The organism is Vibrio rhodolitus (assembly GCF_003350325.1).
Classification (GTDB): domain Bacteria; phylum Pseudomonadota; class Gammaproteobacteria; order Enterobacterales; family Vibrionaceae; genus Vibrio; species Vibrio rhodolitus.
Window position 1 is genome coordinate 51,974 of sequence record NZ_QLYZ01000022.1, and the last position, 25,779, is coordinate 77,752.

At 46.5% G+C, this 25,779-nt stretch carries 26 protein-coding genes, 1 pseudogene and 1 riboswitch; of the genes and pseudogenes, 7 read left to right on the forward strand and 20 right to left on the reverse strand.

What is annotated here, in order from left to right; genetic code table 11:
• The first annotated feature begins 60 nt into the window (after nucleotides 1–60).
• Nucleotides 61–1,122, forward strand: coding sequence for a protease SohB (sohB, locus tag DPF93_RS17760; protein ID WP_114767419.1), 1,062 nt, complete (start codon nucleotides 61–63; stop codon nucleotides 1,120–1,122).
• A gap of 88 nt (nucleotides 1,123–1,210) precedes the next feature.
• On the opposite strand, the gene DPF93_RS17765 is transcribed toward sohB, so the two are convergent.
• A complete protein-coding gene (locus DPF93_RS17765; protein WP_114767443.1) occupies nucleotides 1,211–1,516 on the reverse strand; it encodes a DUF6482 family protein in 306 nt (101 codons plus the stop codon).
• A 146-nt stretch (nucleotides 1,517–1,662) separates the two neighbouring features.
• Between DPF93_RS17765 and DPF93_RS17770 the strand changes: the two genes are divergently transcribed.
• Complete coding sequence (locus DPF93_RS17770; protein ID WP_114767420.1) at nucleotides 1,663–2,163, forward strand: fasciclin domain-containing protein; 501 nt, start codon at nucleotides 1,663–1,665, stop codon at nucleotides 2,161–2,163.
• Between the two features lie 55 nt (nucleotides 2,164–2,218).
• Nucleotides 2,219–2,926, forward strand: a complete 708-nt coding sequence (locus DPF93_RS17775) for a flavin reductase family protein (protein ID WP_114767444.1) — start codon at nucleotides 2,219–2,221, stop codon at nucleotides 2,924–2,926.
• Nucleotides 2,927–3,027: 101 nt separating this feature from the next.
• On the opposite strand, the gene DPF93_RS17780 is transcribed toward DPF93_RS17775, so the two are convergent.
• The 11 genes from DPF93_RS17780 to rrtA form a co-directional block, all read right to left on the reverse strand.
• Nucleotides 3,028–3,882: a tagatose bisphosphate family class II aldolase gene (locus DPF93_RS17780; RefSeq protein WP_114767421.1), complete on the reverse strand. Its 855-nt coding sequence runs from the start codon at nucleotides 3,880–3,882 to the stop codon at nucleotides 3,028–3,030.
• The gene (gene nagA / locus DPF93_RS17785; RefSeq protein WP_114767422.1) at nucleotides 3,873–5,078 is read right to left on the reverse strand and encodes an N-acetylglucosamine-6-phosphate deacetylase; all 1,206 of its coding nucleotides are present in this window, start codon (nucleotides 5,076–5,078) and stop codon (nucleotides 3,873–3,875) included. Before nagA ends, DPF93_RS17780 begins: the two co-directional genes overlap by 10 nt.
• Entirely contained in the window at nucleotides 5,068–5,508 is a 441-nt protein-coding gene (gene agaF, locus DPF93_RS17790) for a PTS galactosamine/N-acetylgalactosamine transporter subunit IIA (RefSeq protein ID WP_114767423.1), read from the reverse strand. The genes nagA and agaF overlap by 11 nt, the downstream gene beginning before the upstream one ends.
• A gap of 69 nt (nucleotides 5,509–5,577) precedes the next feature.
• Nucleotides 5,578–6,462, reverse strand: coding sequence for a PTS N-acetylgalactosamine transporter subunit IID (agaE, locus tag DPF93_RS17795; RefSeq protein ID WP_114767424.1), 885 nt, complete (start codon nucleotides 6,460–6,462; stop codon nucleotides 5,578–5,580).
• Nucleotides 6,452–7,228 (reverse strand): PTS N-acetylgalactosamine transporter subunit IIC, encoded by a 777-nt coding sequence (gene agaW, locus DPF93_RS17800; protein ID WP_114767425.1) that lies wholly within the window; start codon nucleotides 7,226–7,228, stop codon nucleotides 6,452–6,454. Before agaW ends, agaE begins: the two co-directional genes overlap by 11 nt.
• A gap of 17 nt (nucleotides 7,229–7,245) precedes the next feature.
• Nucleotides 7,246–7,719, reverse strand: coding sequence for a PTS N-acetylgalactosamine transporter subunit IIB (agaV, locus tag DPF93_RS17805; protein ID WP_114767426.1), 474 nt, complete (start codon nucleotides 7,717–7,719; stop codon nucleotides 7,246–7,248).
• A 20-nt stretch (nucleotides 7,720–7,739) separates the two neighbouring features.
• Nucleotides 7,740–8,897 (reverse strand): SIS domain-containing protein, encoded by a 1,158-nt coding sequence (locus DPF93_RS17810; protein WP_114767427.1) that lies wholly within the window; start codon nucleotides 8,895–8,897, stop codon nucleotides 7,740–7,742.
• Nucleotides 8,894–10,204, reverse strand: a complete 1,311-nt coding sequence (locus tag DPF93_RS17815; protein ID WP_114767428.1) for a D-tagatose-bisphosphate aldolase, class II, non-catalytic subunit — start codon at nucleotides 10,202–10,204, stop codon at nucleotides 8,894–8,896. Before DPF93_RS17815 ends, DPF93_RS17810 begins: the two co-directional genes overlap by 4 nt.
• 8 nt (nucleotides 10,205–10,212) lie before the next feature.
• The gene (gene agaR, locus DPF93_RS17820; RefSeq protein WP_114767429.1) at nucleotides 10,213–10,989 is read right to left on the reverse strand and encodes a transcriptional repressor AgaR; all 777 of its coding nucleotides are present in this window, start codon (nucleotides 10,987–10,989) and stop codon (nucleotides 10,213–10,215) included.
• 439 nt (nucleotides 10,990–11,428) lie between these two features.
• Complete coding sequence (gene agaR, locus DPF93_RS17825; RefSeq protein ID WP_114767430.1) at nucleotides 11,429–12,205, reverse strand: transcriptional repressor AgaR; 777 nt, start codon at nucleotides 12,203–12,205, stop codon at nucleotides 11,429–11,431.
• Nucleotides 12,206–12,382: 177 nt separating this feature from the next.
• Nucleotides 12,383–12,907 carry a rhombosortase gene (gene rrtA, locus DPF93_RS17830; protein WP_114767445.1) on the reverse strand — a complete coding sequence of 175 codons (525 nt, stop codon included), beginning with the start codon at nucleotides 12,905–12,907 and terminating at the stop codon, nucleotides 12,383–12,385.
• A gap of 27 nt (nucleotides 12,908–12,934) precedes the next feature.
• On the opposite strand from rrtA, the gene DPF93_RS17835 reads away from it, so the two are divergent.
• Complete coding sequence (locus tag DPF93_RS17835; protein WP_114767431.1) at nucleotides 12,935–13,540, forward strand: tRNA-uridine aminocarboxypropyltransferase; 606 nt, start codon at nucleotides 12,935–12,937, stop codon at nucleotides 13,538–13,540.
• A 63-nt stretch (nucleotides 13,541–13,603) separates the two neighbouring features.
• Nucleotides 13,604–13,703: riboswitch (purine riboswitch) on the forward strand.
• An 83-nt stretch (nucleotides 13,704–13,786) separates the two neighbouring features.
• Complete coding sequence (locus DPF93_RS17840; RefSeq protein WP_114767432.1) at nucleotides 13,787–14,806, forward strand: adenosine deaminase; 1,020 nt, start codon at nucleotides 13,787–13,789, stop codon at nucleotides 14,804–14,806.
• Between the two features lie 54 nt (nucleotides 14,807–14,860).
• On the opposite strand, the gene DPF93_RS17845 is transcribed toward DPF93_RS17840, so the two are convergent.
• From DPF93_RS17845 to DPF93_RS17885, 8 genes are all read right to left on the reverse strand, one after another.
• Nucleotides 14,861–16,177, reverse strand: coding sequence for an anti-phage deoxyguanosine triphosphatase (locus tag DPF93_RS17845; protein ID WP_114767433.1), 1,317 nt, complete (start codon nucleotides 16,175–16,177; stop codon nucleotides 14,861–14,863).
• 72 nt (nucleotides 16,178–16,249) lie between these two features.
• On the reverse strand, nucleotides 16,250–16,834 hold the full coding sequence (yfbR, locus tag DPF93_RS17850; protein WP_114767434.1) for a 5'-deoxynucleotidase: 585 nt from the start codon (nucleotides 16,832–16,834) through the stop codon (nucleotides 16,250–16,252).
• A 155-nt stretch (nucleotides 16,835–16,989) separates the two neighbouring features.
• Nucleotides 16,990–17,970 carry an alpha-L-glutamate ligase-like protein gene (locus DPF93_RS17855; RefSeq protein ID WP_114767435.1) on the reverse strand — a complete coding sequence of 327 codons (981 nt, stop codon included), beginning with the start codon at nucleotides 17,968–17,970 and terminating at the stop codon, nucleotides 16,990–16,992.
• Between the two features lie 3 nt (nucleotides 17,971–17,973).
• Nucleotides 17,974–19,482 (reverse strand): inactive transglutaminase family protein, encoded by a 1,509-nt coding sequence (locus DPF93_RS17860; protein ID WP_114767436.1) that lies wholly within the window; start codon nucleotides 19,480–19,482, stop codon nucleotides 17,974–17,976.
• Nucleotides 19,483–19,499: 17 nt separating this feature from the next.
• A complete protein-coding gene (locus tag DPF93_RS17865; protein ID WP_114767437.1) occupies nucleotides 19,500–20,237 on the reverse strand; it encodes an ATP-dependent zinc protease family protein in 738 nt (245 codons plus the stop codon).
• 372 nt (nucleotides 20,238–20,609) lie between these two features.
• Nucleotides 20,610–21,581: a tRNA 5-methoxyuridine(34)/uridine 5-oxyacetic acid(34) synthase CmoB gene (cmoB, locus tag DPF93_RS17870; RefSeq protein ID WP_114767438.1), complete on the reverse strand. Its 972-nt coding sequence runs from the start codon at nucleotides 21,579–21,581 to the stop codon at nucleotides 20,610–20,612.
• A 119-nt stretch (nucleotides 21,582–21,700) separates the two neighbouring features.
• The gene (gene cmoA / locus DPF93_RS17880; protein ID WP_114767440.1) at nucleotides 21,701–22,438 is read right to left on the reverse strand and encodes a carboxy-S-adenosyl-L-methionine synthase CmoA; all 738 of its coding nucleotides are present in this window, start codon (nucleotides 22,436–22,438) and stop codon (nucleotides 21,701–21,703) included.
• Nucleotides 22,439–22,541: 103 nt separating this feature from the next.
• Entirely contained in the window at nucleotides 22,542–23,408 is an 867-nt protein-coding gene (locus tag DPF93_RS17885; protein WP_164675394.1) for a DUF72 domain-containing protein, read from the reverse strand.
• Nucleotides 23,409–23,740: 332 nt separating this feature from the next.
• On the opposite strand from DPF93_RS17885, the gene aspS reads away from it, so the two are divergent.
• Together aspS and DPF93_RS17895 are read left to right on the forward strand one after the other, a co-directional pair.
• Nucleotides 23,741–25,519: an aspartate--tRNA ligase gene (gene aspS, locus DPF93_RS17890; RefSeq protein ID WP_114767442.1), complete on the forward strand. Its 1,779-nt coding sequence runs from the start codon at nucleotides 23,741–23,743 to the stop codon at nucleotides 25,517–25,519.
• A gap of 115 nt (nucleotides 25,520–25,634) precedes the next feature.
• Nucleotides 25,635–25,779: pseudogene (locus DPF93_RS17895) on the forward strand (IS3 family transposase); the annotation flags it as partial.

A 25,779-nucleotide genomic window follows, 5' to 3' on the forward strand; every position in this document is an offset into this window, starting at 1 on the left:
TGAACTGCTTTTCGTCTTCGGTTACAATACACTAATTCGCACATTGAGAGGATATTCAGCTTGGAATTTTTGTTGGACTACGGGTTATTTTTAGCCAAGATTGTGACAGTAGTAGTCGCATTAGTAGCGATTTTAATTATTGCTAAAAGTGCTGGTGGCAGAAGCGGTGCTGCAAAAGGTGAATTGGAAATCACCAACCTAACAGAGCAACACAAACACACGGTTGAGCAGTTAGAACATCATCTGCATGACGATGCTTTCCTTAAAGCTCGTGATAAGGCAGAGAAAAAGAGCGAAAAAGAGAAGAGCAAAGCGCGCGACAAAGAAATCAAAAAAGCCGCGAAAGAGGGTGAGCTTGAGAGCAAGCGTGAGCCGCACCTGTTTGTGCTTGATTTCAAAGGCAGCATTGATGCCAAAGAAGTCGCTTCTCTGCGTGAAGAAGTAACAGCGATTCTGGCTGTGGCGCGCGAAGGTGACGAAGTGTTGCTACGTCTGGAGTCTGGCGGTGGTATGGTGCATGGCTACGGTTTGGCATCATCACAACTGGATCGCCTTAAAGCTGCGGGTCTGCCTTTAACTATTTCGGTAGATAAAGTGGCGGCAAGCGGCGGCTATATGATGGCGTGTATCGCAGATAAAATTGTTTCTGCGCCGTTTGCCATTGTGGGCTCAATTGGCGTTATTGCTCAGTTGCCTAATTTTAATAAAGTACTGAAAAAGTATGATATTGAGTATGAACAGCTAACCGCAGGTGAGTACAAGCGTACTCTAACCATGTTTGGCGAAAACACCGATAAAGCGCGCGAGAAGTTCAAGCAAGAGCTTGAAGAGACTCATGTGCTGTTTAAAGACTTTATCCGTGAACGTCGCCCAGATTTAGACCTTGAAAAAGTGGCGACGGGTGAGCACTGGTTTGGTTCACAAGCTCTGACACTCGGTTTAGTGGATGAGATTAAAACTTCCGACGATATCGTCGTTGCAGCATGTAAAGATAAGACAGTGCTAGCAATTCACTATGTTGAGAAGAAAAAGATCACTTCAAAGCTTGCGGCTCTAATGGGCGAAGCGGCTGACAATGTATTGATGAAGCTGATCGACAGAGGTCAACGACCAATCGTTTAATGGTTGTTTGAACTAAGGCTATGTTAAACCGCACTAATAAAAGTGCGGTTTTTTATTGTGTGTTTGGCATAGTTCTATTTTGCTGAGGCTAGTAGAGCTTATTGTTGCCAAGCGGCACCTCCAGCGTATTGTCTTGCTGACGAATCGGCGACCCAACCATTTCATCATAAGCGCTTTGTTGCCTTAATACCCATTTGTCTGCTTTAAGATTGGCACACTGTTTTTGTAGTTCAACAATTGAGAATGCTCGCAGCATTTTCCCTTTATCATCGGTAATAAAATGCTCCTCTCCATCGACCTCAACCGAGACTTGATAAAGCGACATATCTAAAGAGTGGACAACTAATTTATCGAGATAGAAGAACAGTTCGAGTGTACGTAGCGACATTGCCATTTTTTGCTCCTTAGTATGCAAACTGATAACAGATACCTCAACTTTAGCTGAAACGATCAATTGATCGCTTAAAAGCTGGCTGCCGTAGAACTCCTTCGATTGGATGGAAACAGTCGTTTCCAAATTCATTACAGAGGAAAGTATCTATGTTAAAACGCATCTTAGTCACTATGACCACTTTGTTTGCTACGCTTGTTATGCTCTCATCAGCACAAGCTCACGATCATGGAATGAAGAAAGCAGACATTGTTGATGTCGCGGTTGAAAATGGTTCATTTACTACCTTGGTCGCTGCGGTGAAAGCTGCTGGTCTGGTTGAAACACTGAAAGGCGAAGGTCCATTTACGGTATTTGCACCAACGGATGACGCGTTTGCAAAATTGCCAGAAGGCACAGTGGAAATGTTGCTTAAGCCAGAAAACAAAGACAAGCTGATAGCGATTTTGACCTACCATGTTGTACCGGGCAAAGTGATGGCAGCCGATGTAGTCAAGCTAGATAAAGCCACCACAGTGCAAGGGCAGGATGTAATGATCAAGGTTAATGACGGCAAAGTCATGGTCGACAATGCGAATGTGGTGGCGACCGATGTTAAAGCGAGCAACGGTGTTATTCATGTGATTGATACTGTGATCATGCCAAAATAACCAAAAGGATGACTAACGACTCTGCTCAAATGTAGTGGAGTCGCTTGTGTTTATGATGACATTAACCAAACTTAATCAACACGATATTAAAGGCATGGACCACCTTGGTCGCGTTAAACTTATCAATTCGGTGGTTGGCTATAAAAGCGCGAACTTGATTGGTACTGTCGATGCCAACGGAAATGAGAATCTCTCGATTGTTTCTTCCGTGATTCATTTGGGTTCTTCACCCGCTTTGATTGGTTTTATCTCTCGCCCACATTCTGTTGAGCGACATACTTTAGAGAATATTATCAGTAGTGGCTATTACACGATTAATGCCGTTTCGGACGACATTGCCTTGCAAGCACATCAAACCTCTGCGCGTTATGAAAAAAGCCAATCAGAATTTGATATGGTTGGGCTAAGTGCTCAATACGACACCGATTTTCCCGCCCCGTTTGTGCAGCAGAGCCGTTTGAAAATGGGCATGCGTTTGGTTGAACGCATCACAATTGCGGCGAACCAGACCGAACTTGTGATTGGTGAAATTGATCGTCTTTGGCTAGCACGTAAAGCAGTGATGCCTGACGGTTATATCGATGTCGAGGCGCTAGATTTAGTTACCATTTCGGGTCTTGATAGCTATCACTCAACGCAGCGATTGCATCGCCTTAGCTACGCTAAGCCAGATAAATTGGTTTATCCGTTAACGCTAGAAGGTGAGCCTTCATCGTGGCAAGCATTTGATAAGCATAAAACAGAAAAAGGGAGCCTTGACTAGAGGCTCCCTTAAATAACACCGACTATAGGGGGGGGAGGGTGTTAACCTACAGCTTTCAGGAGAGATAGCTTGAGGATTTTAAAACCGCTTATTGAAGTGACCTAGATACGACCTTCACTGCCACAAACGCGGATCTTACTCATCACCACTTCTTTCATTGCCGCTTTACCTGGAATGATGTATTTACGTGGGTCATTTGCGTCTGGGTGATCGCCAAAGTAGTGTTTTACTGCATCTGCGAAAGCGATTTTCAGCTCAGTTGCAACGTTTACTTTGCAGATGCCTAGGTCGATACAGCGACGAACCATCTCATCTGGCACACCTGATGCGCCGTGTAGTACCAGTGGGATATCCACGACTGAACGGATTTTTTCTAGACGCTCGAAATCCAGTTTAGGTTCGGCTTTATATAGACCGTGAGCTGTACCGATAGCGACCGCTAGCGAGTCAATGCCAGTGCGGCGGACAAACTCAGCCGCTGATGCTGGGTCTGTCATAAGCGCATCTGCGCTGTCGACGATAAGATCATCTTCTTGGCCACCTAGACGGCCCAGCTCAGCTTCAACGCTGGCATCAAAACGGTTACAGTAATCCACCACTGAACGTACGATTTCGATGTTTTGGTCAAAGGCATGGTGTGAGCCATCAATCATGACTGAACGGATACCTTGGTGCACTTTATTGTAGATATCTTGCTGATCTTCATGGTGATCAAGATGAAGCACCAAAGGGATCTTATGTTTTTGCGCCGCTGACTTACAAATATTGATCAGGTAATCAGTACCAGCGTAATCGTAAGTACCTGGCGTACCAGCTAGAATGACAGGAGATCCCATTTCAGATGCTGTTTCAACGATAACTTGAACAGTCTCTAGGTTGTGGATATTGAATGCAGGAACCGCGTAACCGCCTTTTTGAGCACGTTTTAGCATTTCACGAGAAGAAATTAGATACATAAAGCCTCCTGACTTGGTTGTTGCGCCTTAAAGACAAGGCGTCCATCCACCCAAGTTTTAACAATTGAGAAATCTGATTTAATTGCAACCATAGAAGCGCGTTTGCCTACTTCTAAGCTGCCTAATTGGTCTTGCAAGCCTAAAGATTGAGCTGGGGTTAAAGACGCCATCAGCCATGCTTGCTCCAGTGGCAAGTTGAGCCACTGTTGAATGTTTTGTACTGCACGAGGCAAAGTCAGAGTGCTACCGGCTAAACCGCCCGCATCGGTAGTGACCACACCATCTTTCATATGCACTGTGTATTCGCCGAGGATGTATTCACCGTTTGGCATACCAGTCGCACTCATTGCATCAGTAATCAGCGTGAGACGATTGCCACAGCAGCGATGAGCGACATCAATTGCCGCAGGGTGAACATGGTGACCGTCAGCAATCATTTCGACATAGCTGTTGGTATGCAGCAGACCTGCGCCAACCACGCCTGGGTCGCGATGATGAAGACCACGCATACCGTTGTAACAATGCACAATGCCATTCGCGCCAGCGTCTAATGCTTGTTGAACTTGGTCATAGCTGGCATCGGTATGCCCGAGCATGACTTTGATACCTTGCTGACGTAAGTAGCGAATCGCTTCGATTGCCCCTGCTTTTTCAGGTGCCAGAGCGACAGTGATCAGGTGGTTGTCTGCGTAAGAGATCCAGTTATCGAGCTCTTCCACTGATAAGTCACGAAACCAAGTGGTAGGGTGAGCACCTTTGTTTTTTTCGGTAAAGTAAGGCCCCTCTAAATAAGCGCCGAGGATTTCTGCACCGTCAACGCCTTGTTTCATACTCTTCGCCACTTGTTGTAGTGCTGAGCGAATCTTGGCAACGGGCGCTGTTACGGTTGTTGCCACAAAGCTTGTTACGCCAAGGCTGGCAAAGTATTGCGACATGGTATTTAAGCTAGCGTGACTGGCATCCATCACATCGCAGCCTTGCGCGCCATGGACATGACTATCAATCATGCCTGGAAGTAAGCTCACTTCACCAAGGTCGATAAAGTTGTTGTGTTGTTGGGCGTTAAATGGCTCGATTGCACAGATAATTCCATCTTGGTCGATGGTAATTAGTGCATCATTTAGCCAAGTCGCACCGTGCAACACACGTTGAGCGCGATAGCTTTGATGAGTTGGTGAGAGTCGATTAGATGCCATCTTCTTCTACCGCTTCTTTATGTTCCGCTTTGGCTGCCATTTCAGCAGCAAGTGAAGTAATACCACGATGACCACATTCCACCGCTTGGTCGCGAAATTCGACAAGCTTAAGTTCATCGCGCTCTAGCAACATTTCTGCTGCCATTTGTAAGTTCGTGCCAGTCACAACTTCGATATCGTTGCGCTCTTGGCTAAGTAGAGATGCTGTACGGAAAGGCGTACCGCCCAGTAAGTCTGTTAAGAAGACAATGCCTTCACCTGAGTCGATTTCTGCAATCGCTTCACGCATTTGCGCTTCAAGCTGTGGAGTGGTTGCCTCTTCTGGGAAGTCGATAAATTTAAATTGAGGTTGTTCACCAATGACCTGAAAAATCGCTTTAGCGATACCTGAAGCAAAGCCACCGTGACCAGATAAAATAACAGCAATCATTTTTGTTTCCTTATTGGGGCTGACGCATCAGCCCCGTTTTTCATTTTTATAGTTTGGAGAGCGTAGGGGTTATAGGAAGCCCATAAAGCGACCAACAATACCTAGTGTTACCGTGATACCGATAAGTTTCAGTGGGCTCCAACCACGTTTAACTAGCGCGTACATACCTAAGGTGTAAACCAGTGGTAGGAACGCTGGCATCAGCTTGTCGATAACGTCTGCTTGTAGTTTGACTACCGCGTCACCTGCCGTGATTTCAGCAGTGGTTGATAGGCGAACGTAAGTTGCAACTAGCGCACCGATTACGGTCATACCCACCATTGAAGCTGCGTGACCCACTTTCTTGGTGTTGGCTTTAATCACAGGGATTGCCGCTACACCCATGCGGTATGCATAGTGAGCAAGACCAAAACGTAGACCGAAGTGCACCACGTTAAACAGCACGATAAAGAACACCGCACCCATGATTGAGCCTTGTAGGGCAAGGTCGGCACCGATACCACCACAGATTGGGAGTAGGGTTAGCCAGAACATCGCATCACCGATACCGCCCATTGGTGCACCAACGGCAATCTTGGTACTTTGGATACTGTTGATGTTCTGTTTAGAACGTTCCATCGCCAGCACAACGCCCATAACGAATGTCACTAGGAATGGGTGTGTGTTGAAGAAACCCATGTGACCTTGCATCGCTTTAGCCAGATCCGCTTTGTTGGTGTGGATCTTCTTAAGCGCTGGTAATAGACCGTATAGCCAACCAGAAGCCTGCATACGTTCGTAGTTGAAAGAAGCTTGGAGCAGTAGTGAGCGCCATGCCATACGGTTGATATCCGCTTTGGTTAGCTCTGCGCCAATTTCTTTGTTTTCATATTCATCTGCGCTAACACCAGGAGCTGGCTGCACATCAGCGTTTTGTTTACGAAGGTCGAGTTCGTTGCTTACATTAGATTCCATCTTCAAAGTCCTCAGCTGGTGCAGTTACAGGTGCTGGTTCTGTTTTGCGCATAAAGTCGATGATTGCCATCGCAGTAGCTGCGGCTGCAATCGCTAGGATTGGTAGTTGTAGCCATGCTGCTGCAACGAAACCTAGGATGAAGTAAGGGATGTAAGCGTTCTTCATCATGATCTTCATCAGTACTGCGAAACCGATAGCTGGCATGATGCCGCCGGCTACGCCTAGACCATCGATTAGGTCTTTTGGTAGTACTTCAACGATCTTTCCTGCGTGTTCTGCACCTAGGTAAACTGGTAAGAATGCGCATAGGAAGTAGAAAGAACCTAGAACCGCAAGTGCCATGTAGTTCACGCGTTCGATACCGTCGGTATCGGCGTTTTGTGCGAACTCGTCACACTTAGACATAACTGCTGACATAGCCGAGAACAGTAGGGTGATACCCATTTGTACCGCAACAGCGAAAGGAACAGCGACACCAACCGCGACGTTAGGATCTACTTTAGTGGTGATAGCGAAAGCCGTACCAACGATAGTACCGATGATTACGTTTGGTGGCTGAGCACCTGCTAGCGGCGCTAGACCCATCCAAATCAGTTCTAGCGTACCACCGACTAGAATACCGGTTTGCAAGTCGCCTAAAATCAGACCAACTAGCGGACCAAGTACCACTGGGCGGTGGAAGTGTGTAAGACCATTAAATAAATCTAGGCCAGCAAAGAAGGCTAGGATGCCGAGCATCAACGCCTGTAAGAGTCCTATTTCCATGATTGGTGTCCTTATGTTTAGATAAGAGTAAAGATGTCAGTTGCACTTTCAGTTGGCACACCTTGAATAGTGCACGTCACTCCTAGTGCTTTTAGTCGTCCAAATTCCGCCACATCATCAGCATCGACTGAGACTGTTTTGGCAATTTGGTTTTTACCTTCTGCGTAGTGCATGTTACCTACGTTGATATTGCTAATTGGCACACCGCCTTCAACCAATTGACGGAAGTCTTTTGGCGTGCGGCAAACCAGTAGAATGCGTTGACGATCTGATGCTTTGTGGATGGTTTCGATAGTCTTTTGCACTGTCCAGAAACGAATCGCGATGCCGTCAGCAAGGACCATTTCCATCAAGTTTTGTTGAATTGTGTCTTCAGCGACTTCGTCGTTAACCACAACGATAATGTTGGCGTCAGCAAAACCTACCCACTGCACACCTACTTGCCCGTGAACTAGACGCTCGTCGATACGACTTAAAACGATATTTGGCATGATGATTTCCTTTAAAATTATTATTTGTTGTATGGGTAGATAGTGACGCCTTGCACTACTCGGTTTACTTCACCAGTTGGACACGGATTGTCTGGACCAAAACCTAGTTGAAGTGATTTTTCAAAAGCCAACATTTGGCAGAAAACGATGTATGGGAAGCACAGCCATTGGTCGCCAAGGTCAAGTTGACCAAGTTCAAATACCGCTTCTTCATTCAATGGCAGCTCAGAAATTGCGATGTGTGCCAGTGCTTGCTTATCGCGACGGATTTCATTGAACAGATCCATGTCGTATTGGCGCGTGTAGGCTTCACTTGAAAGCAGTTGAATGACCAGCGCGCTTTGGTCGATGGTGAACTTAGGACCATGGCGGAAACCAAGAGATGAATCGTAAGCTGTCATCACTTGGCCTGCGCTCAGCTCAAGAGACTTAAGTGATGCTTCACGTGCGAGACCTGCAAAACCGCCACTACCCAGTACGATTAGACGTTGGAAAGGTTGGCTCGCAAGTTCTTTAACTGCGGTTTGCCATTGTTCAAGTTTGCCTTCACACAGTGCCGCAGTGGCTTCGATTTGCTGCTTCCACTCTGTTGGTGTTTGACCACCCAGTAGTGTCAGCGTTGACATCAGCATGCAGCTAAAGCTTGAGGTCATCGCAAAGCTTTTATCGTTTGAGCCTTCTGGCATCAGCATGCAGTAAGCGTTGTTTGCGTTTTCTGCGTAGCGAGACAGCGCGCCTTCTGCGTTACAAGTTAAAAATAGGTGGTGGCAATCAGGTACAAGTTGATCAACCAAGGCAACCGCTGCCACACTCTCAGGGCTGTTACCTGAACGAGCGTAAGAGACCAGCAGTGTCGGACGGCTTGGGTCAAGGTATTGAGTTGGGTTTGAAACCAAATCTGTGGTTGGAATTGATTCAACACGGAAACCAAGACCTGCGCTGATAAATGGTGCAGCCGCATCACCAACGAATGCCGAGGTACCAGCACCAGTCAGAATGATGCGTAGATCTGAACGCGCAAGAAGCGGGTTAAGGAAAGCACTCACTGCATCATATTGTTGTTCTAGAATGTCAGACAGAGCGCGCCATAAACGTGGTTGGTGGCTGATCTCTTGTGCTGTGTGAACGCCGTTGTGCGTTTCTAGCCAAGGCAGTTCATAGCCTAAAAATGAACTCATTTGATAGTCTCCTTGCATACCACTGCGTTTGCGTAACAAGCTTCTGAATAGACTTGTGTTACTTCCATAATCTTGTGCATTACAATCTCAGCGGGTTGATTCGGTATTTGGTGTTGAGAAATAGCCTTAGCTTGATTTGGTAAATATTGGCTAAGGAGAGTCATAGGCAGCGGCTTAGCAGTTAAGTTGTCAAACAGTGCTTGTTGCGCGGCTTGCACTTCTGGATGAGTCCAGTAGTAACGAATGCGATCGCTTAAGCTGTAGCTGCAGTCTAAGAATTGTTGATGCCCTTTGCTGGCATAGTGTGAACGCCAGTAGTTTGGTTGCTCATGCATCACTTGTTCGATGGTTTCACGTAGGTGAGACGCTTTGTGTGTGCCTAACCACTCCTTTTCCGCGCGGTCTAAGCCATAAAGCGCTTCGCGCAGAGCAAATGTTAGAGCAGGACCGACCTTTAAGATGGCAAAGTGGTCGCGAACTAATTCGTGGTAAGCCACCGGATTTTGGTAATCGGTAGAGTGCGCTTCAAACACAAGGTTTGGCTGACTCTCTATAAGTTGGCTCAGTGATTGCGCGGCGACGCTGTCATAGTGGTGTACACTGTGATGGTCAAATTCCACACCTGGCTGAACAACAAGACCAATAACGCGAGGCCACACGTAACCAAGACCCATATCGCTAAATGCTTGATGGTGAGCGTCAAGGGTCACGATGGCTTCTTCAGGCTTAGTGACTTCAATCCCTTCTTCTTCTAAAGATTCCAGAGCACCACCTGGGGTTGGAACTTCGGTACCAACCACATAAACCGGGGCTTCACCGCCTGCGATCTTCCATGCATTTTCTGCAACCAGACATAGTTTGGCGGCACGCTCTGCCATGATGGCTTCACTTAGCGGAGTTTGGTCGTCAGCGCATGACATTGAGCAATCTAGGTGGATTTTCTTAAAACCCGCTAAGACATAGTCATTGATCATCTGCTCTGAATATTCCATCGCTTGGCTTGCTGGTAAGTGTTGCCAGCAGTTAGGACCTAAGTGGTCGCCACCTAAAACAATATTTTCAGCAGGGAAATTCAAACGTTCAGCTAGGGCAAACACATGCTCGGCGAAGTCTTTTGGTGTCATACCTGTGTAGCCACCAAATTGATTCACTTGGTTTGATGTCGCTTCAATTAAAACAAGCTGTTCGTCTTGTGCTGCTTGCTTAATCGCAGCTTCAAGCACGAGTGGGTGCGCAGAACAAACTGAGTAAATGCCAGTGGCATTGCCTTGTTTGTGTTGGTCGATAAGAGAAAGTAACGCTTTCATTTTTAATCCTAATTTACAGTTCGGTCTGCAAGAATGACGGTGACACCCATATCAGCTAACGCTTGGTGAGTGGCATGTGGAATATTGCTGTCGGTAACCAAAACATCGATTTGGTGCGCCGCTCGGATCATGCAAAAACTCTTGCGTCCGAACTTGCTTGAGTCAGTGACTGCAATCACTTGGCGAGCGACATCGCACATCGCACGGTTCATTTGCGCCTCATGATTGTCAGGCGTGGTAATACCGGCTTGCAGATCAAATCCGTCGACACCCAGAAACAGTTTGTCGAATAGATAAGCACGAACTTGTTGCTCACCTTGATGACCGGTCAATGAACACGATGCGCGGCGTAAATTGCCGCCGACGACATGCAAATCAACATTGTCGTTATTGCTCAACTGATAAGCGGTGTTGAGCGCATTTGTCATCACCACCAAATGCTGTTTGTTACTGAGATACTGTGGCATCAGTCCTATGGTGGTACCTGAATCCAAAATGATGGTGTCGCCATCGTTAACGAGCTTTGCCGCAGCTTCGGCGATATATTGCTTGGCACTGCGATTAAGCTGATCCTTACGGTGCAAAGGTTGTTCGAAAGCGAAGTTCGGGTTTAATGTCGCGCCACCGTAACAACGGAATACACAACCTTGCTTTTCCAGTAAGTTGAGATCATGACGAATAGTGACAGCAGAGACGTCGTATTGCTGAGCAAACTCGTCTACCTTGCCTGAGCCATGGCTGCGAATATGCGCCATGATTTGCTGTCTTCGTTCTGCACTGGTCATTTACCAATTTCCCTTTCGTTACATTTCAATTTAAGGAGTGAAATGTTTCGATTTCTTTTGATTTGGATTAAAGCAGTAAATCGGGGCTGAAAACGAAAGGTAGATCACAAACGGTTTTCTTTCGTTTTGTTGGGTCTTAACCTTTCGTTTGAGCAAAAGTGAAAGGCTTTTCTTTCACTGTTAGGGGCTTATTTTGTGTTGCGAACCAGTTTGAGATTAGGTTTATGAAGTGAAACAGTGAAAGCGAAATGAAAACCTTACGAAGTAAAAGGGTTTCGATAACCAAATCGACGCAGATCACAGAAATCAAACTTGTAGTAATTTTCGGAAGCGGAAAAACAAAAAAAGAGCAGTTCTAGTTGAACTGCTCTTAGCAAGTGAAAGGGGGAATTAATATGCTTACAGTGGCTTATTTGCGCCGCGAAGTTAGTGGCGTGTATTAGGCAATGGTATCGACAATACGGACATCGACGCCTATTTCAGTCAGTTGCTCGACATAATCTTGGGGAATGCCACTATCGGTAATTAAGATATTTAACTGCTCAGGACGGGCAATTAAGCAAAAGCTTTGGCGGTTAAACTTAGAAGAGTCAGTAACCGCAATAACGGTTTGTGCCGCTTCGACCATTTTACGGTTAATGTCAGCTTCGCCTTGATGCGGAGTGGTAATGCCAGCAATCTTGTCAAAACCATCAACGCCTAAAAATAGTTTATTGAAGCGAAAGCCAGCTAAGAATTCTTCGCCACCAGTGCCATGCACGGAATAGGAGTTATGACGCATTACGCCTCCGCTAACCATCACTTCGATGTTCTCTTGGTTAGCGAGATGATAGGCGATATTAATGCCGTTGGTCATGACGACAAGATTATGCTTGGGGTTGAGGTGATGGGCGATTTGTTCCGTGGTTGAGCCTGAATCAAGAATGATTTTGTCGCCGCTTTGTACCAAAGAGGCTGCGTATTCACCGAGTTTCGCTTTGATATCACAATTGAGCTGCTTTTTATCGTTAAGTGGGCGCTCGAAGGCAAACTGGTTGTTGAGCAAGGCCCCGCCATAACAACGAGTCACGCAGCCTTTCTTTTCCAAGTAGTTTAGGTCATTGCGAATCGTAACCTCTGAAACATCATAAAGTTCAGAAAAATGGTTAACTTCACCTTTTTGGTGAGTTTGAATGTAGTGAAGGATCTCTTCACGTCTTTGGGCAGTGGTGGTCATAGGGCTTAACTCTATAAACTCGAGCGACGTAACTATGTTGCAGGTTTAGGTTTCAATTTGGGGTGGTGACGATATTGGTCTGCGCCAAGGATATCCATCCCCAAGACAACTAGATTGATGGAGCAGCATAGCAAGGTTTAGGTATGAAACAATAACTATATCTATTTTGGCTGCGATCTAACGACCATTTTTGTGGTAAATATAATTCAAGCCAGCTATTGGTATTGCGATTAATACGCCAGTTAGATGCGCTTCGACTGCCACTCTTGCGTCAATTAACTCTGCCGTTGAAACTGAAGCGCCCTGAGTCATCTCCCAGATGACTTTAATTACCACTCCCGCGAGCAGTAACCAACTGCTTTTTCTTCCTTGTAGCGCCTCGCTTAAAGCATAGAAGGCGAAGAGACCATGCAAGCTACCAGAGAGTCCTAGGTAGATGGGTATCGAACTGAATAGAAGACCGGTTCCTACTCCTAAGCTGATAATAAGCAGTAAAATTGCGTAGCTAATTGCACTAGGGCGAAAGATAAATGCCATGATCCACAGCGCACCAAGATTCATTGCCAGATGAGTAAAGTTGGTATGAGTGAAGTTTCCTGATAGGATGCGCAACCACTCTCCCTGTTCGATAGAGTCGATGCGCCATTCAGCCACAGCTGAGAGGTGGGGGATTTGTAGGATCAGACAGACTAAACTCACCATCACTAACAGTAAGATTAACTGCACATCATGTCTCGATATTGTTCTCAATGCGGAAAGTCACTCAAAGCGTGTATTTGTCAATGGATACAAAGCCTAACATCGAATGTTGAGTTAATCATCCTGCAACATCCGTCAGAAGCGAAACGTCCAATGGGTACGGCGCGTATTTTGACGCTTTCATTGCCAAACAGCCACCACTTTGTCGGTGAAGACTTTTCCCAACATGATGAGCTAAATCAGCTATTATCGCAGCAAAATGTCGCACATTTTGTCTTATATCCCGGCGAAACCTCACAAGAGGCGCAAGCGGACCTATTGCGTCAGCAACCAAAAATGCGCGTGATCTTACTCGATGGCACTTGGAAAAAAGCCTACAAAATGTGGCAACTGTCAGCCAATTTGCAGGCTTTGCCTCTGCTACGTTTACCCACGGAGTTGAAAGGTAATTACCGCATCCGCAAAGCGCCGAGTGACAATGCGCTATCTACTGTAGAGGCAGGCTTTCACATTCTGACGTTGTTAGAGCCAGAGCGCGACTTTACCCCATTGCTCAGTGCCTTTGACAATATGATTCAATTTCAAATTGAGCAGATGCCTCAAGGAGTGTTTGAAAAGAATTATCCTAGTAAGTAACTTGTCAGTTACGCTAACGCTATCTATAATTCAGCGAAACCGTTTATAAATTGGCTAATTAACAACCATTTATAAGCAGTGCTTCGTATAATCCCACTAATAAGGTGTGGGAGTCTCTACCTGGGGCCGCAAATTCCAGATTACGAAGAGTTAAGTGCATGGCGCTTTTCTCTTTGTATTGTCTAAAATTCTGCCGAGAAAAGTGCTTGTTACACACCAATCTATTTTTTGAATGGGGAGACAAGCGTGAATCAAACTCAATTTATCCAGCAACTACCTAAAGTTGAACTTCACTTACACATTGAAGGCTCATTAGAACCGCAAATGATGTTCTCGCTCGCGCAGCGTAACAACATTGACCTGCCATTTGCCACGCCTGAAGAAGTCAAAGCCGCTTACGAGTTTACCAATCTGCAATCTTTCCTCGATATCTACTATCAAGGTGCTAACGTTCTGATCAATGAGCAAGATTTTTACGATCTGACTTGGGCGTACATGCTTCATTGTCAGCAAGACAATGTGATTCATACTGAAATCTTTTTTGATCCGCAAACCCATACTGCGCGTGGCATTGAATTTGCGACTGTGGTGAATGGTATTGATCGCGCATTGCAAGATGCCGAGCAACAGCTTGGTATTACCAGTCGTTTGATCATGTGCTTCTTGCGCCATCTTGATGAAGAGAGCGCGTTCACTACTCTTGAACAAGCACTGCCGCACAAAGACAAAATCATTGGTATTGGTTTAGATTCATCAGAGCTAGGTCATCCGCCAGAGAAGTTTAAGCGTGTATTTGCAAAAGCGCGTGAAGAAGGTTTCTTGACGGTAGCTCATGCGGGGGAAGAGGGACCAGTGAGCAATATTTACGACAGCTTAGAGCTACTCAATGTTTCACGCGTAGACCACGGGGTGCGCTGCTCAGACGATGCGGCATTGGTGACCGAATTGGCTGAAATTTCAATGCCACTAACGGTATGCCCGCTATCTAATACCAAACTGAAAGTGTTCGAAAAAATGGAGCAGCATAATATTGTCGAGCTGCTTCGCCAAGGTGTGAAAGTGACGATTAACTCTGACGATCCTGCCTATTTTGGCGGTTATATGACGGATAATTTCTTAGCGGTGGCGAATAGCCATGCGTTAACCGAAGCGGAGCTAGCGCAGTTTACCCGTAATGCGATTGAAGCGAGCTTTATCTCAGCGCAAGAAAAGCAGGCGCTGTTTGCCAAATTAGATGCATTTATGCGCCAGTGCTTAGCTGATTAAGCAAGCGTGCGCCCTTAGCCATTTTGTCGTCAGGCTGGCTAAGGTCTTTTACGGTTAGTGAGATGAGAACAGCTGCTGATGTAGACGTTTAGCGTGACCATCTGTCATTGATGAGATGTAGTCGGCGATAATACGCATACCTTGGCTTTCACATTCCAATGCTTGCCAACTGTTGCGGATTTCCAGCGGCAGTAATCGTTCGGGGTCAGCGCTAAGCGCTTCAAAGATATCCATGATGATTTGCTGACCTTTGTACTCCATTACCTGAACATGAGGGGCTTGAATCACATATTGGCTGACAAAACGTTTCAAGATTTCCAATGCGTTGGCCATATTGGGCTCAAGCACCGCGTTAAAGGCGAGTAGGTGGGTATGGAATGGCGCATCAATAGGCTTGATTGAAATACTGGTCAACAGAGCATTGACGATGCCGCCGATCGCATCTTTACGTTTATGATGCGTATCCGAAAACAACATTTCGCTGAGTGATTTTACATGCTCTTCAAACCAGGGTGCGCCACATTCAGCAAGCTGGCTGGCTGCCGCTTCATGCCATTGATGGCGGTTAACCATGCCAAGTACAATTGCATCTTCTAAATCATGCACGCCGTAAGCAATATCATCGGCAAGCTCCATAATCGAACAATCTAGCGACTTAAAGCGAGTTTTTTGGTGCTGGTGGCTGTCGATACTCTCTTCACGCATCTGTGAGAAGAGTACTTTTTCTTCATCACCTAACGGCTCTAATACCCAATTGAACAGATCACTGTCGCAATCGTAAATCCCTTTAGCGGGCGACCAATCTTTGGCGCGCAATTTACGTTGATGGGCGACAGGCTGGGGGCGTTTGGCTGACTGGGTGGCGCTAATCAACGCGGGGTATTTCATGAGACCGAGTAAAGTTCGTCTGACTAAGTTCATACCAAAGTGCTCGGTGTAGGGTTCAAGCTGAGTCACGATGCGAAATGTCTGCGCATTACCTTCAAAGCCACCATGGTCGCGCATCATATAGTTGAGCGCCACTTCACCACCATGCCCATAGGGTGGGTGACCGATATCATGGGCAAGACAGAGTGAATCAATCAGACTATCGGAAGGCAGTAAGTCGCGAAACTCGGGCTGTTTCTTTTTGAGTTGGGCGACAATGCCGGTGCCAATCTGCGCCGCTTCGAGCGAGTGGGTGAGGCGAGTACGGTGAAAGTCATCGGTACTGGTGCCGTGAATTTGCGTTTTGGCTTGTAGGCGACGAAATGCTGCCGAGTGGAGAATACGCGCGCGATCGCGTTGGAATGGGCTACGGTGGTCATCGCGGCGAATCTTATGTTCGTCGTCATGACGTTGTTGCCATAAGGGACTGATTTCAAACGTCATACTCGCATCTCCTTGTTTTTTCTAACCGTACACCCATCCTTAGGTCAGTGCAAACAATTCTGCTGGCACAGATCAGCTGATCTCATCCAAAGAGAGCTCAAAGCTTGGGGCGAAGGTATTAAGAAAATACTCCATTTCTGGGCTATGGCGCTCCTTGAGTGTAATATCCAAACGCTTTTTTGCTAGTGCGTATTCATGATTGCCGGCGCTAAGCTCTTCCAAGCACTTTAAATAGGCGCAGATAGTGTCGGCTTGTTTGACGATGTCAGCATCTTCTTGGTGTGCTGAATGGCTAAGTAGGTAAGGAGCAAAATCTTGCTGAAACTCTTCTGGTAGCATTGATAACAAGCGCTGCTCAGCTGCTGCTTCAATCTTCTTATACTCTTTGGCGATTTCTGGGTTGTAGTATTTCACTGGGGTAGGCAAATCCCCGGTTAACACCTCACTGGTATCGTGATACATCCCCAGTATTGCGACTCGCTCCGGATTAAGCTTGCCGCCAAATTTTTTGTTTTTTATCAGCGCGAGCGCATGGGCGACAAAGGCAACTTGTAAACTGTGCTCAGAGATGTTTTCGGTTGAAACAGAGCGCATTAGCGGCCAACGTTGGATCAACTTCATGCGAGCGAGGTGAGCGAAAAAATGACTTTCTTGCATAGTACTTCCTTTACTATCTAGTCTACAGAGACTCAAAACTGATTCATTAGTCTACCCAATTGTAGGCGATTTGGCATGTGGATGCTGTTGCCACCAGTGAGTGACTAAAGCAAATAAAAAAGCTGCCCTGCGGCAGCTTCTAATTAAGAGATTAATTACTCAATATGCGAGCCAAACTGCTTGGCTGAGTAGGCAACACGCTCTTCAGGTGTTGGGTAACGTGCTGGTGTGCCGAGGCTTTCAATATGACGTAGACGTGGCAAGAGGCCGGCGCCATTGGCAATTTGAATCGCTAAACCTGGGCGAGCGTTAAGCTCGAGTACCATAGGACCTTCTTCTTTATCCAGCACCATATCGGTGCCCATATAACCAAGACCAGTCATTTCCCAAGCACTAGAGGCTAGCACTAATAGCTTTTCCCAGTGAGGCACCTGTAGCGTCATTAAGTCTTTGCCGGTATCTGGGTGGTGGCTGATCGGGCGGTCAAACTGTACCGCGCGAATCGCTTTCCCAGTGGCAATATCTAAACCAACGCCCACAGCGCCCTGGTGCAAGTTAGCTTTACCATCTGAGGCGGCTGTTGAGCAGCGCATCATAGCCATCACAGGGTAACCTTTAAACACGATGATGCGCACATCTGGCACGCCTTCGTAACTAAAGCCATCGAAACAGTCATCAAACTTAATTAGGTTCTCGACTACCGCAACGTCGTTTTTACCGCCAAGCGAGAAGAGACCCGCTAGTGCGTTACTGATGTGGCGTTCAACGTCTTCCTTGTTGATGGTTGAGCCAGAAGGTTTAGTGTAAGTGCCATCATTGTGTGAGGTGATCACTAGGATACCTTTACCACCACTGCCTTGGGCTGGCTTAATCACAAAGCCCGGCCAATCTTTGACCATGTCATGGATCTTTGGTACGTCCGCTTGGTTGGCGATCACACCAATCAGTTTTGGTACGGTTGCGCCAGCCGCTTCGGCGATGATCTTAGTTTTAAGTTTGTCATCCACCAATGGGTATTTAGAGCGATCATTGTAGCGACCAATGTAACTGTGGTTACGTTGGTTCATGCCCATAATACCCTTATGCTTTAGCTTAAAAGGGGAGGTGTAACGTTCTCTTAGTCGAGATAGAAACATGGCTTACTCCCCATCAACTAATGGCTTAAAGCGACGCAGCTCAGTTAGACGGTAACCGGTGTAAGTACCAAGCAGTAGAATACACGCCAGTACAATCAGCTGCAGACCAATAAAGTTAAAGGTTAGGTGCTGCACATATTCATTAGTCATGGCTAGGTAAACCAGAACCGAAGTCATCAGTGAACCGCCACCTTGCATCACCACTTCTTTCGGACCTTCTTCTTCCCATAGAATCGACATGCGTTCGATTGTCCATGACAAGATAATCATCGGGAAGAAGGTGATTGAAAGACCTTCAGTTAGACCAATCTTAAATGCGACTACGGTAAACACAGATATGATCATAATTACCGTAATAATCACCGCGGAGATACGGGCAACCAGCAACAGGTTCAGTCGCGACAAGTAGCTACGGATCACCAGACCTGTACCGACAATCAGCAAGAAGCCGACAATACCAGTCAGTAATTGCGTTTGTACAAAGGCAACTGCAATCAGCACTGGCATAAAGGTGCCAGAAGTCTTCAGACCGATAATTACGCGTAGGAATACCACGATCAGAGCACCGATAGGGATCAGCATGATGGTTTTAAACATCGCTTGCTCTTCCAACGGTAAGCTGTGAATTGACAGGTTGAGCAGAGCATCAGCTTCTACTTTGTCTCGGGTAGCTTGTTGCGGCGAGATTTCTTGCGCCAGCATTGAGAAATGCACTTGGCTATTTTGACCGCCCATTAGGTCAAGCAATGAGATGTTTGATTCATCCCAAACGAGAATGTTTGGCGAAATTGCTTGGTCTGCGGTTCTTGGATTGAATAGTTGCCACTGCTTACCATCCCACACTTGGTTCATTTGTTGGATGGTTTGACGACGACGACCATCTTCAAGCTCAATCACACCGGCAATTTTGCTTGGGATCTTGTTGTAAGCGAGGATTTTATCAACCGCTTGCACGCGCGACATACTGTTTAATATCAGCGCTGCGTTTTGGCTATCGTTGTCATTGAGCTGTTTGATGAGTTCACGAGTGAATGTGATGTCATCTGCTGAACGCTTGCTGGCACGCTCGGTTAGTGCGATAGCTGCCGCTTCAGTAGGGCCATCAAAAGTCGGTGCGATGATCTCATCGGCAGGTGGGATTGGGGTAACATTCGCTTGAGGGTCGACTAAGAATTGCGCTTTGTAATAGATGGTCTGTGGACCCGTTGCTTGGCGGATCGACCATTCAGCGCGGCGACCTTGCTCATTACTTGCGTAAGCAACACCGTAACCTGCAGAGGAAGAGTTTTCACTGATTTTGGTAAAGCCGGTTTGGGTATCAGGTACAGCAAGCGAGGCTTTAACGGGTTTACCTTCGGCATCGAACTGAACGCGGGCTTCGATATCCCAAATTTGACGAGTTTCACCCGGTGTCCATGGCACGCCGTAGCTTTCATGACGGAAAATACTGAGCGCTGCGCCCACACCAATCAGCAGCGCAACGAAGATGTATAAAGGGACCTTGGAAGTCATAGCAAGCCTTATTGGTTTTATTTTTCTTCAGACTGAACGAACTTCTTGCTCACGTCTACGACGGCGATGTCTTGAATAAACTCACGCCCTAAAAGTACAGGATGGCTCATCTGAGAACGGTCTGCCAATGTAAACTGCGCTTTTTCATGGATTTTTCCAACTTTAACCCACAGTTCAACCACCGCTCGACGTTCTACTTCGGTATTGGTTGATTGGCGAATTTTTACAAACTTAACGATTGGCGCTTCAATCCAGTTACTGTCATCTGATGGGGTATTTTCATCTGAAAGATGGAAGCGTACCCATTTTTTACCGTTGCGTTCAAATTCTTCAATATCGACCGCATTAAGTGACGAAGTCGCTGCGCCAGTATCAACACGAGCGTCAAAGGTTTGCTTAATCGAATCAATCGTCACGCGCTCAATTGCGCCAAGAACGACACCGTGTGCTGGTGGTGTTGGAATCGGTGCTGCGACAGGTGCGATGATTTTTTTCTCTTGTTCTGAGATTTTCGCCAAGGTCACCGTTTGCATATCGATAGTGCGATCTTGCAGATGTTGGATTTTCTTCTCAAGGCTCTGAATATAGTCAGATTGCTGTTCCACTTGGCTGCCAAGTGCTGTGATTTGTGAGTTAAGGTTTGTTTCGACCGCTTGGATTGCCGCTAAAGTCTGTTGGTGGTTTTGCGTGCTATTGGTCAAAGTGCAGCCAGATAACAGAGTAAGAGCGACCACAGGTGTTAATCGGATGAACATTTAAATGCCTACGTTTCTTATTTGTTTCATTTCGAGCTGTGTATTGCGCGTATCACTTCTCGATAATGGTATGAGTTAATTAACGTTTTTAATTTTAGACTAAGGTGGACAAAAGCTCATAGCAGAACTTAAAAAAGTTGTCGTGAGTGTAGAAGGAATAACCTAAGTCTATATCCACTAATGGAAAATACCCTAATAAGCTATCGGAATATATACCAATCACTTACATCTGGTTAAATTATCCAGCAGATAAAAAACAAGGATGCAATATGCATCCTTGATATCAGGCTATTAGGTTACTGATGTGGAAATAATGCTGAGTTAAATCCATGTCAATAATTGATGATTTTGCCGATTTTTTTGTCGAAAAATCTATGGTTTAGTCGCTACGAGTACCGCGCGGCGAGGGGCTGGGTGACCTTCAACCGTTTTGCTTGGATCGTTAGCATCTAGGTAGTCTGGCAATGAGTTGTGCGTCATCCAGTCGGTCGTGCGCTGCTCATCAGTTGAGGTGATGTTTTCATCCACGATACGCACATCGACAAAGCCCACTTGTTCAAGCCAAACTTTTAGCGCTTTGGCTGAAGGGAAGAAGTAAACGTTGCGCATCTGCGCGTAGCGATCCATTGGCACAAGCACAGAAGTCTCATCGCCTTCAATTACTAGCGTTTCAAGTACCAGTTCACCACCAGAAACTAGCTGGTCTTTTAGTTGGATTAGGTGATCCAGTGGCGAGCGACGGTGGTAAAGCACACCCATGCTAAACACGGTGTCGAATGCTTCCAGTTTTGGTAGCTGCTCAATACCAAGTGGTAATAGATGCGCACGTTGATCGTCGCCCATCATTTTACGAATTGCTTCAAACTGGATGAGGAATAGATGCGATGGGTCGATACCAACTGTCAGGCGAGCACCTTCACCAAGCATGCGCCACATGTGGTAGCCGTTACCACAACCTACATCAAGTACACTGCGATTTTTCAGCGGAGTGATGTGTGGCAACACGCGATCCCATTTCCAGTCACTGCGCCACTCGGTGTCAATGTGGATACCGTGTACGTGGTAAGGACCTTTGCGCCATGGGTGGAAGGTGCGCAGTAAGTTCTCAAGTTTTTTCAACTCACCGGTGTGCATTGGCTCGTTGTTTGAGATGGTGACTGACTCTTTGAGATCGATGTTATCAGGTGCGCCGGCAGGGATTTTATTAAGCGCACGTAGCCAGCGGTCAAAGTCACCGTGCTCTGCGTTTTGCCAGTCGGTCAGTTGCTGTGGCAATACATTTAGCCATGGCTGCAGACGCGTATCTTGGGCGATAAGTTGGTAGAAATTGGCAAAATTAAACATAGTTTTTCACAGAGTAATAGGTTAAAAAATTGACATAAAGTACTGGCAGCGACAAACTTCTCGCTTCTCGCTTCTCGCTTCTCGCTTCTCGCTTCTCGCTTCTCGCTTCTCGCTTCTCGCTACTTAATCGCGAACATTGAACCAAAGTTAAAGCATTGGAACCACACGTCATAGCTACTAAAGCCGATTTGGGCGAAGCGCTCTTTGTGCTCTTTCTTCGAATCCGGACGCATCACGTTTTCAATTGCGCTGCGTTTTTGGCTGATCTCAAGTTCGCTGTAACCGTTCGCGCGTTTAAAGTCGTGGTGCAGATCAATCAATAGCTCATTAGAAACCGCATCTTCAAACACGTATTTTTCTGACAGGATTAAAATACCGCCAGGGCGCAGACCTGCGTAGATCTTTTCTAGCAGAGCGTAACGATCCGCCGGTGATAGAAATTGTAGGGTAAAGTTCAGCACTACAACGGAAGCATCAACGATCTCGATATCGCGAATGTCCGCTTCCACCACCTCGACTGGTGTATCACTGCGGTAGGCATTAACGTGCAGTTTACAGCGCTCAACCATCGCCGAAGAGTTATCAACCGCGATGATTTTACAACCTTCTTGCTGAATGTGACGGCGCATCGACAGCGTCGCTGCACCCAATGAACAACCAAGGTCATAAATATTGCTGTGTGGTTTTACAAAGCGTTCTGCCAACATGCCGATAGCCGAAATAATATTGCTATAGCCCGGTACAGAGCGCTGAATCATATCAGGGAAGACTTCCGCGACACGCTCGTCAAACGTGAAGTCACCAATTTTGTCGATTGGCGCCGAAAAAATGGTATCTGGGTTGCTCTTTGGGTTCATAGATTTATCTCTTGCTACTTACAGTCAGCACTAAAAGGGCGCGTATTTTATGAAAAATTCGCGCCCATGTCATGTTTTGCATCAAGCCAATAGTAACTGTCGCTTAAAACATGCTGATTTGTGATTGCCCATCACTGGCAGGGAAGGGCGCAAGGGTCGGTAGCGCCACTTGCTCAGCCAACTTTTGATAGAGATTCAGTGCCAGTTCGGGAGCAAGCACATTGTCTGGGGTATGAATCATCAGATAGGGCTGTTTTCCGTCGGCAATCCACTGCGGCAGTTTGCTTAGCCATGGTTTAAAAAAACTCAGATTGGCATCAAGATCCGGGTGACCAATAAAGCGGATCATCGGGTGATGAGCCGTAGCTATTGCATGCACAGGAACGCGTGGTTTCTTTTGCTGAGCATCAATGATCACTTCGTTAATGGGCTCGGCGGCAAACACTGGGCGGCTGTCCATAATGATGCGATCAATGCCAGCTTCAATTAGCCAGTGGTTGAAACGTTTTTCATCATCATTTTTTGCAAAATACCCGAGATGACGCACTTCAACGCCAAGTGGGAAGTTGGGTGGAAACAGCGCACAGAATTTTTGCAGCGTTGGCAAATCGGCTGGAGTAAAAGCAGCCGGTAATTGAATCGTCCATTGCCCAATGCGCTCGTGCAGTGGCGCCATAATCTGCATAAAATCTTTCAGCTGGGCTTGAGAGCCTTTGAGCATTTGCTGGTGGGTAATTGCTTTCGGTAGCTTAAAGGTAAACTTAAAATCATCATGCGTGGCAGCATGCCAATTACGTACTGTTGTTAAGTTTGGCGTGGCGTAAAAGGTGGTGTTGCCCTCTACGGTATGAAACACGCTGGCGTACTTTTCCAGCCTTTCAGCCGGCTTAGTGCCGCTGCCATAAAAGCTTTGCTGCCATTGATTGTGCGACCACATGGTTAAGCCGAGGCGCAGAGGTAATGCTGTCATAATGAGATTTACTTAATTCCTTTGCCAGTTACTTTACCTGAGCGCGATACATCGAGACAACAATTGGCACTAATTACTCGTCTTTACAACGCTCGCTGAACCTAGCATCTTGAGGTGAGTTGGGTATATAATCGCTGCCAATTTTTGCTATTGATGTGCTTTTACCCTTTTGCTGGTTTAAAAAGCATCAATAGCGAGTAAATCGCAATAAATTGTATGCTGAGTGGTCGATTTTATCTGGCTTTCAGCGTATAAATGGAACTTTGGTCTACTGACATTTTTACTGCGCAGTAGACGTTATTAACAATATTAGAGAGATTGGGAATTTCATTATGCGTACCCATTACTGTGGTCACCTGAACAAGTCCCTTGCAGGACAAACTGTAGAACTATGCGGCTGGGTTAACCGTCGTCGTGATTTAGGCGGTCTGATTTTTATCGATATGCGAGATCGTGAAGGCGTTGTTCAGGTAGTTGTCGATCCAGATATGGCTGATGCTTACAAAGTAGCAGAGCAACTACGTAATGAATTCTGTATCAAACTAACGGGTGAAGTTCGCGCACGTCCAGAAAGCCAAGTAAATGCTGGCATGGCAACAGGTGAAGTAGAGATCCTAGCGACAGGTCTTGAAATCATCAACCGCAGCGACGTTCTACCACTAGACTTCAACCAAAAGAACTCTGAAGAGCAACGTCTAAAGTACCGTTACCTAGACCTACGTCGTCCAGAGATGAGCGACCGCATCAAACTACGTGCTAAAGCATCAAGCTTTGTACGTCGTTTCCTAGATGACAACGGTTTCCTAGACATCGAAACGCCAGTACTGACTAAAGCGACGCCAGAAGGTGCTCGTGACTACCTAGTACCAAGCCGCGTACACAAAGGCAGCTTCTACGCGCTACCTCAATCACCACAGCTATTCAAACAGCTGCTAATGATGTCTGGTTTTGACCGTTACTACCAAATCGTTAAGTGTTTCCGTGACGAAGACCTACGTGCTGACCGTCAGCCAGAATTCACTCAGATCGATATCGAAACGTCATTCATGACGGCAGATCAAGTACGTGAAGTAACTGAGAAAATGGTTCGCGATATGTGGCTAGAGCTACTAAACGTAGATCTAGGTCAGTTCCCTGTAATGCCATTTAGCGAAGCGATCCGTCGTTTCGGTTCTGACAAGCCAGACCTTCGCAACCCACTAGAGCTAGTAGACGTTGCAGATCTTGTGAAAGATGTCGACTTCAAAGTATTCTCTGGTCCGGCTAACGATGCGAAAGGTCGCGTTGCAGTGATTCGTGTACCAGGTGGTGCAGAGCTTACTCGTAAGCAAATTGACGGCTACGCTGAGTTCGTAGGTATCTACGGCGCGAAAGGTCTAGCATGGATGAAGGTTAACGACCGTGCAGCTGGCATGGAAGGTATCCAATCTCCAGTGGCTAAATTCCTAAGCGAAGGCGTGATTAACGGTATTCTAGAGCGCACTCAAGCAGAATCTGGCGACATCATCCTATTCGGCGCAGATCGCGCAAACATCGTTGCTGAAGCACTAGGTGCACTTCGTCTTAAACTAGGTAAAGACCTAGGTCTGACTAACGAAGGTTCTTGGGCTCCGCTATGGGTTGTTGACTTCCCAATGTTTGAAGAAGACGACGAAGGTAACCTACACGCGATGCACCACCCATTCACATCGCCACTAGGTCTAACTGCTGAAGAGCTAAAAGCAAACCCAGCGTCTGCAAACTCAAACGCATACGATATGGTACTAAACGGCTACGAAGTGGGCGGTGGTTCTGTACGTATCCACAACGCAGAAATGCAGTCAGCAGTATTTGATATCCTAGGTATCGATGCAGACGAGCAAAAACTGAAGTTTGGCTTCCTACTAGACGCACTGAAATTCGGTACACCACCACACGCAGGTCTTGCATTCGGTCTAGACCGTCTAGTAATGCTACTATGTGGTACTGAAAACATCCGTGACGTTATCGCATTCCCTAAAACAACGGCTGCTGCGTGTCTACTAACAGACGCACCAAGCGTTGCTAACCCAGCAGCACTTGAAGAGCTAGCGATTGCGGTTACAGTAGCGAAAGAGAAAGCAGCAGAGTAATTAAGCTTGCTAATCAGATAGTAAAAAGCCACTTCCGATGAAGTGGTTTTTTTTATACCGGTTGACCCGTCCTAAATAAGGTTGACACAACCCAATCAGAAAATTGGAGAGTGTTATGAAATCAGCAGCTAGACGAACCCAACGTGACTATTCACTCGCTTTTAAATTGGATGTCGTTGACCAAGTTGAAAGAGGTGAACTGACTTATAAACAGGCTCAAGAGAAGTACGGCATACAAGGTTGTTCTACAGTATTAGTGT

Excerpts from the sequence above, each read along its gene's own strand:
- DPF93_RS17765 (WP_114767443.1), bottom strand. The coding sequence starts at position 1,516 with ATGGCAATGTCGCTACGTACACTCGAACTGTTCTTCTATCTCGATAAA.
- DPF93_RS17770 (WP_114767420.1), top strand. The coding sequence starts at position 1,663 with ATGTTAAAACGCATCTTAGTCACTATGACCACTTTGTTTGCTACGCTT.
- DPF93_RS17775 (WP_114767444.1), top strand. The coding sequence starts at position 2,219 with ATGACATTAACCAAACTTAATCAACACGATATTAAAGGCATGGACCAC.
- DPF93_RS17780 (WP_114767421.1), bottom strand. The coding sequence starts at position 3,882 with ATGTATCTAATTTCTTCTCGTGAAATGCTAAAACGTGCTCAAAAAGGC.
- nagA (WP_114767422.1), bottom strand. The coding sequence starts at position 5,078 with ATGGCATCTAATCGACTCTCACCAACTCATCAAAGCTATCGCGCTCAA.
- agaF (WP_114767423.1), bottom strand. The coding sequence starts at position 5,508 with ATGATTGCTGTTATTTTATCTGGTCACGGTGGCTTTGCTTCAGGTATC.
- agaE (WP_114767424.1), bottom strand. The coding sequence starts at position 6,462 with ATGGAATCTAATGTAAGCAACGAACTCGACCTTCGTAAACAAAACGCT.
- agaW (WP_114767425.1), bottom strand. The coding sequence starts at position 7,228 with ATGGAAATAGGACTCTTACAGGCGTTGATGCTCGGCATCCTAGCCTTC.
- agaV (WP_114767426.1), bottom strand. The coding sequence starts at position 7,719 with ATGCCAAATATCGTTTTAAGTCGTATCGACGAGCGTCTAGTTCACGGG.
- DPF93_RS17810 (WP_114767427.1), bottom strand. The coding sequence starts at position 8,897 with ATGAGTTCATTTTTAGGCTATGAACTGCCTTGGCTAGAAACGCACAAC.
- DPF93_RS17815 (WP_114767428.1), bottom strand. The coding sequence starts at position 10,204 with ATGAAAGCGTTACTTTCTCTTATCGACCAACACAAACAAGGCAATGCC.
- agaR (WP_114767429.1), bottom strand. The coding sequence starts at position 10,989 with ATGACCAGTGCAGAACGAAGACAGCAAATCATGGCGCATATTCGCAGC.
- agaR (WP_114767430.1), bottom strand. The coding sequence starts at position 12,205 with ATGACCACCACTGCCCAAAGACGTGAAGAGATCCTTCACTACATTCAA.
- rrtA (WP_114767445.1), bottom strand. The coding sequence starts at position 12,907 with ATGGTGAGTTTAGTCTGTCTGATCCTACAAATCCCCCACCTCTCAGCT.
- DPF93_RS17835 (WP_114767431.1), top strand. The coding sequence starts at position 12,935 with ATGTCTCGATATTGTTCTCAATGCGGAAAGTCACTCAAAGCGTGTATT.
- DPF93_RS17845 (WP_114767433.1), bottom strand. The coding sequence starts at position 16,177 with ATGACGTTTGAAATCAGTCCCTTATGGCAACAACGTCATGACGACGAA.
- yfbR (WP_114767434.1), bottom strand. The coding sequence starts at position 16,834 with ATGCAAGAAAGTCATTTTTTCGCTCACCTCGCTCGCATGAAGTTGATC.
- DPF93_RS17855 (WP_114767435.1), bottom strand. The coding sequence starts at position 17,970 with ATGTTTCTATCTCGACTAAGAGAACGTTACACCTCCCCTTTTAAGCTA.
- DPF93_RS17860 (WP_114767436.1), bottom strand. The coding sequence starts at position 19,482 with ATGACTTCCAAGGTCCCTTTATACATCTTCGTTGCGCTGCTGATTGGT.
- DPF93_RS17865 (WP_114767437.1), bottom strand. The coding sequence starts at position 20,237 with ATGTTCATCCGATTAACACCTGTGGTCGCTCTTACTCTGTTATCTGGC.
- cmoB (WP_114767438.1), bottom strand. The coding sequence starts at position 21,581 with ATGTTTAATTTTGCCAATTTCTACCAACTTATCGCCCAAGATACGCGT.
- cmoA (WP_114767440.1), bottom strand. The coding sequence starts at position 22,438 with ATGAACCCAAAGAGCAACCCAGATACCATTTTTTCGGCGCCAATCGAC.
- DPF93_RS17885 (WP_164675394.1), bottom strand. The coding sequence starts at position 23,408 with ATGACAGCATTACCTCTGCGCCTCGGCTTAACCATGTGGTCGCACAAT.
- aspS (WP_114767442.1), top strand. The coding sequence starts at position 23,741 with ATGCGTACCCATTACTGTGGTCACCTGAACAAGTCCCTTGCAGGACAA.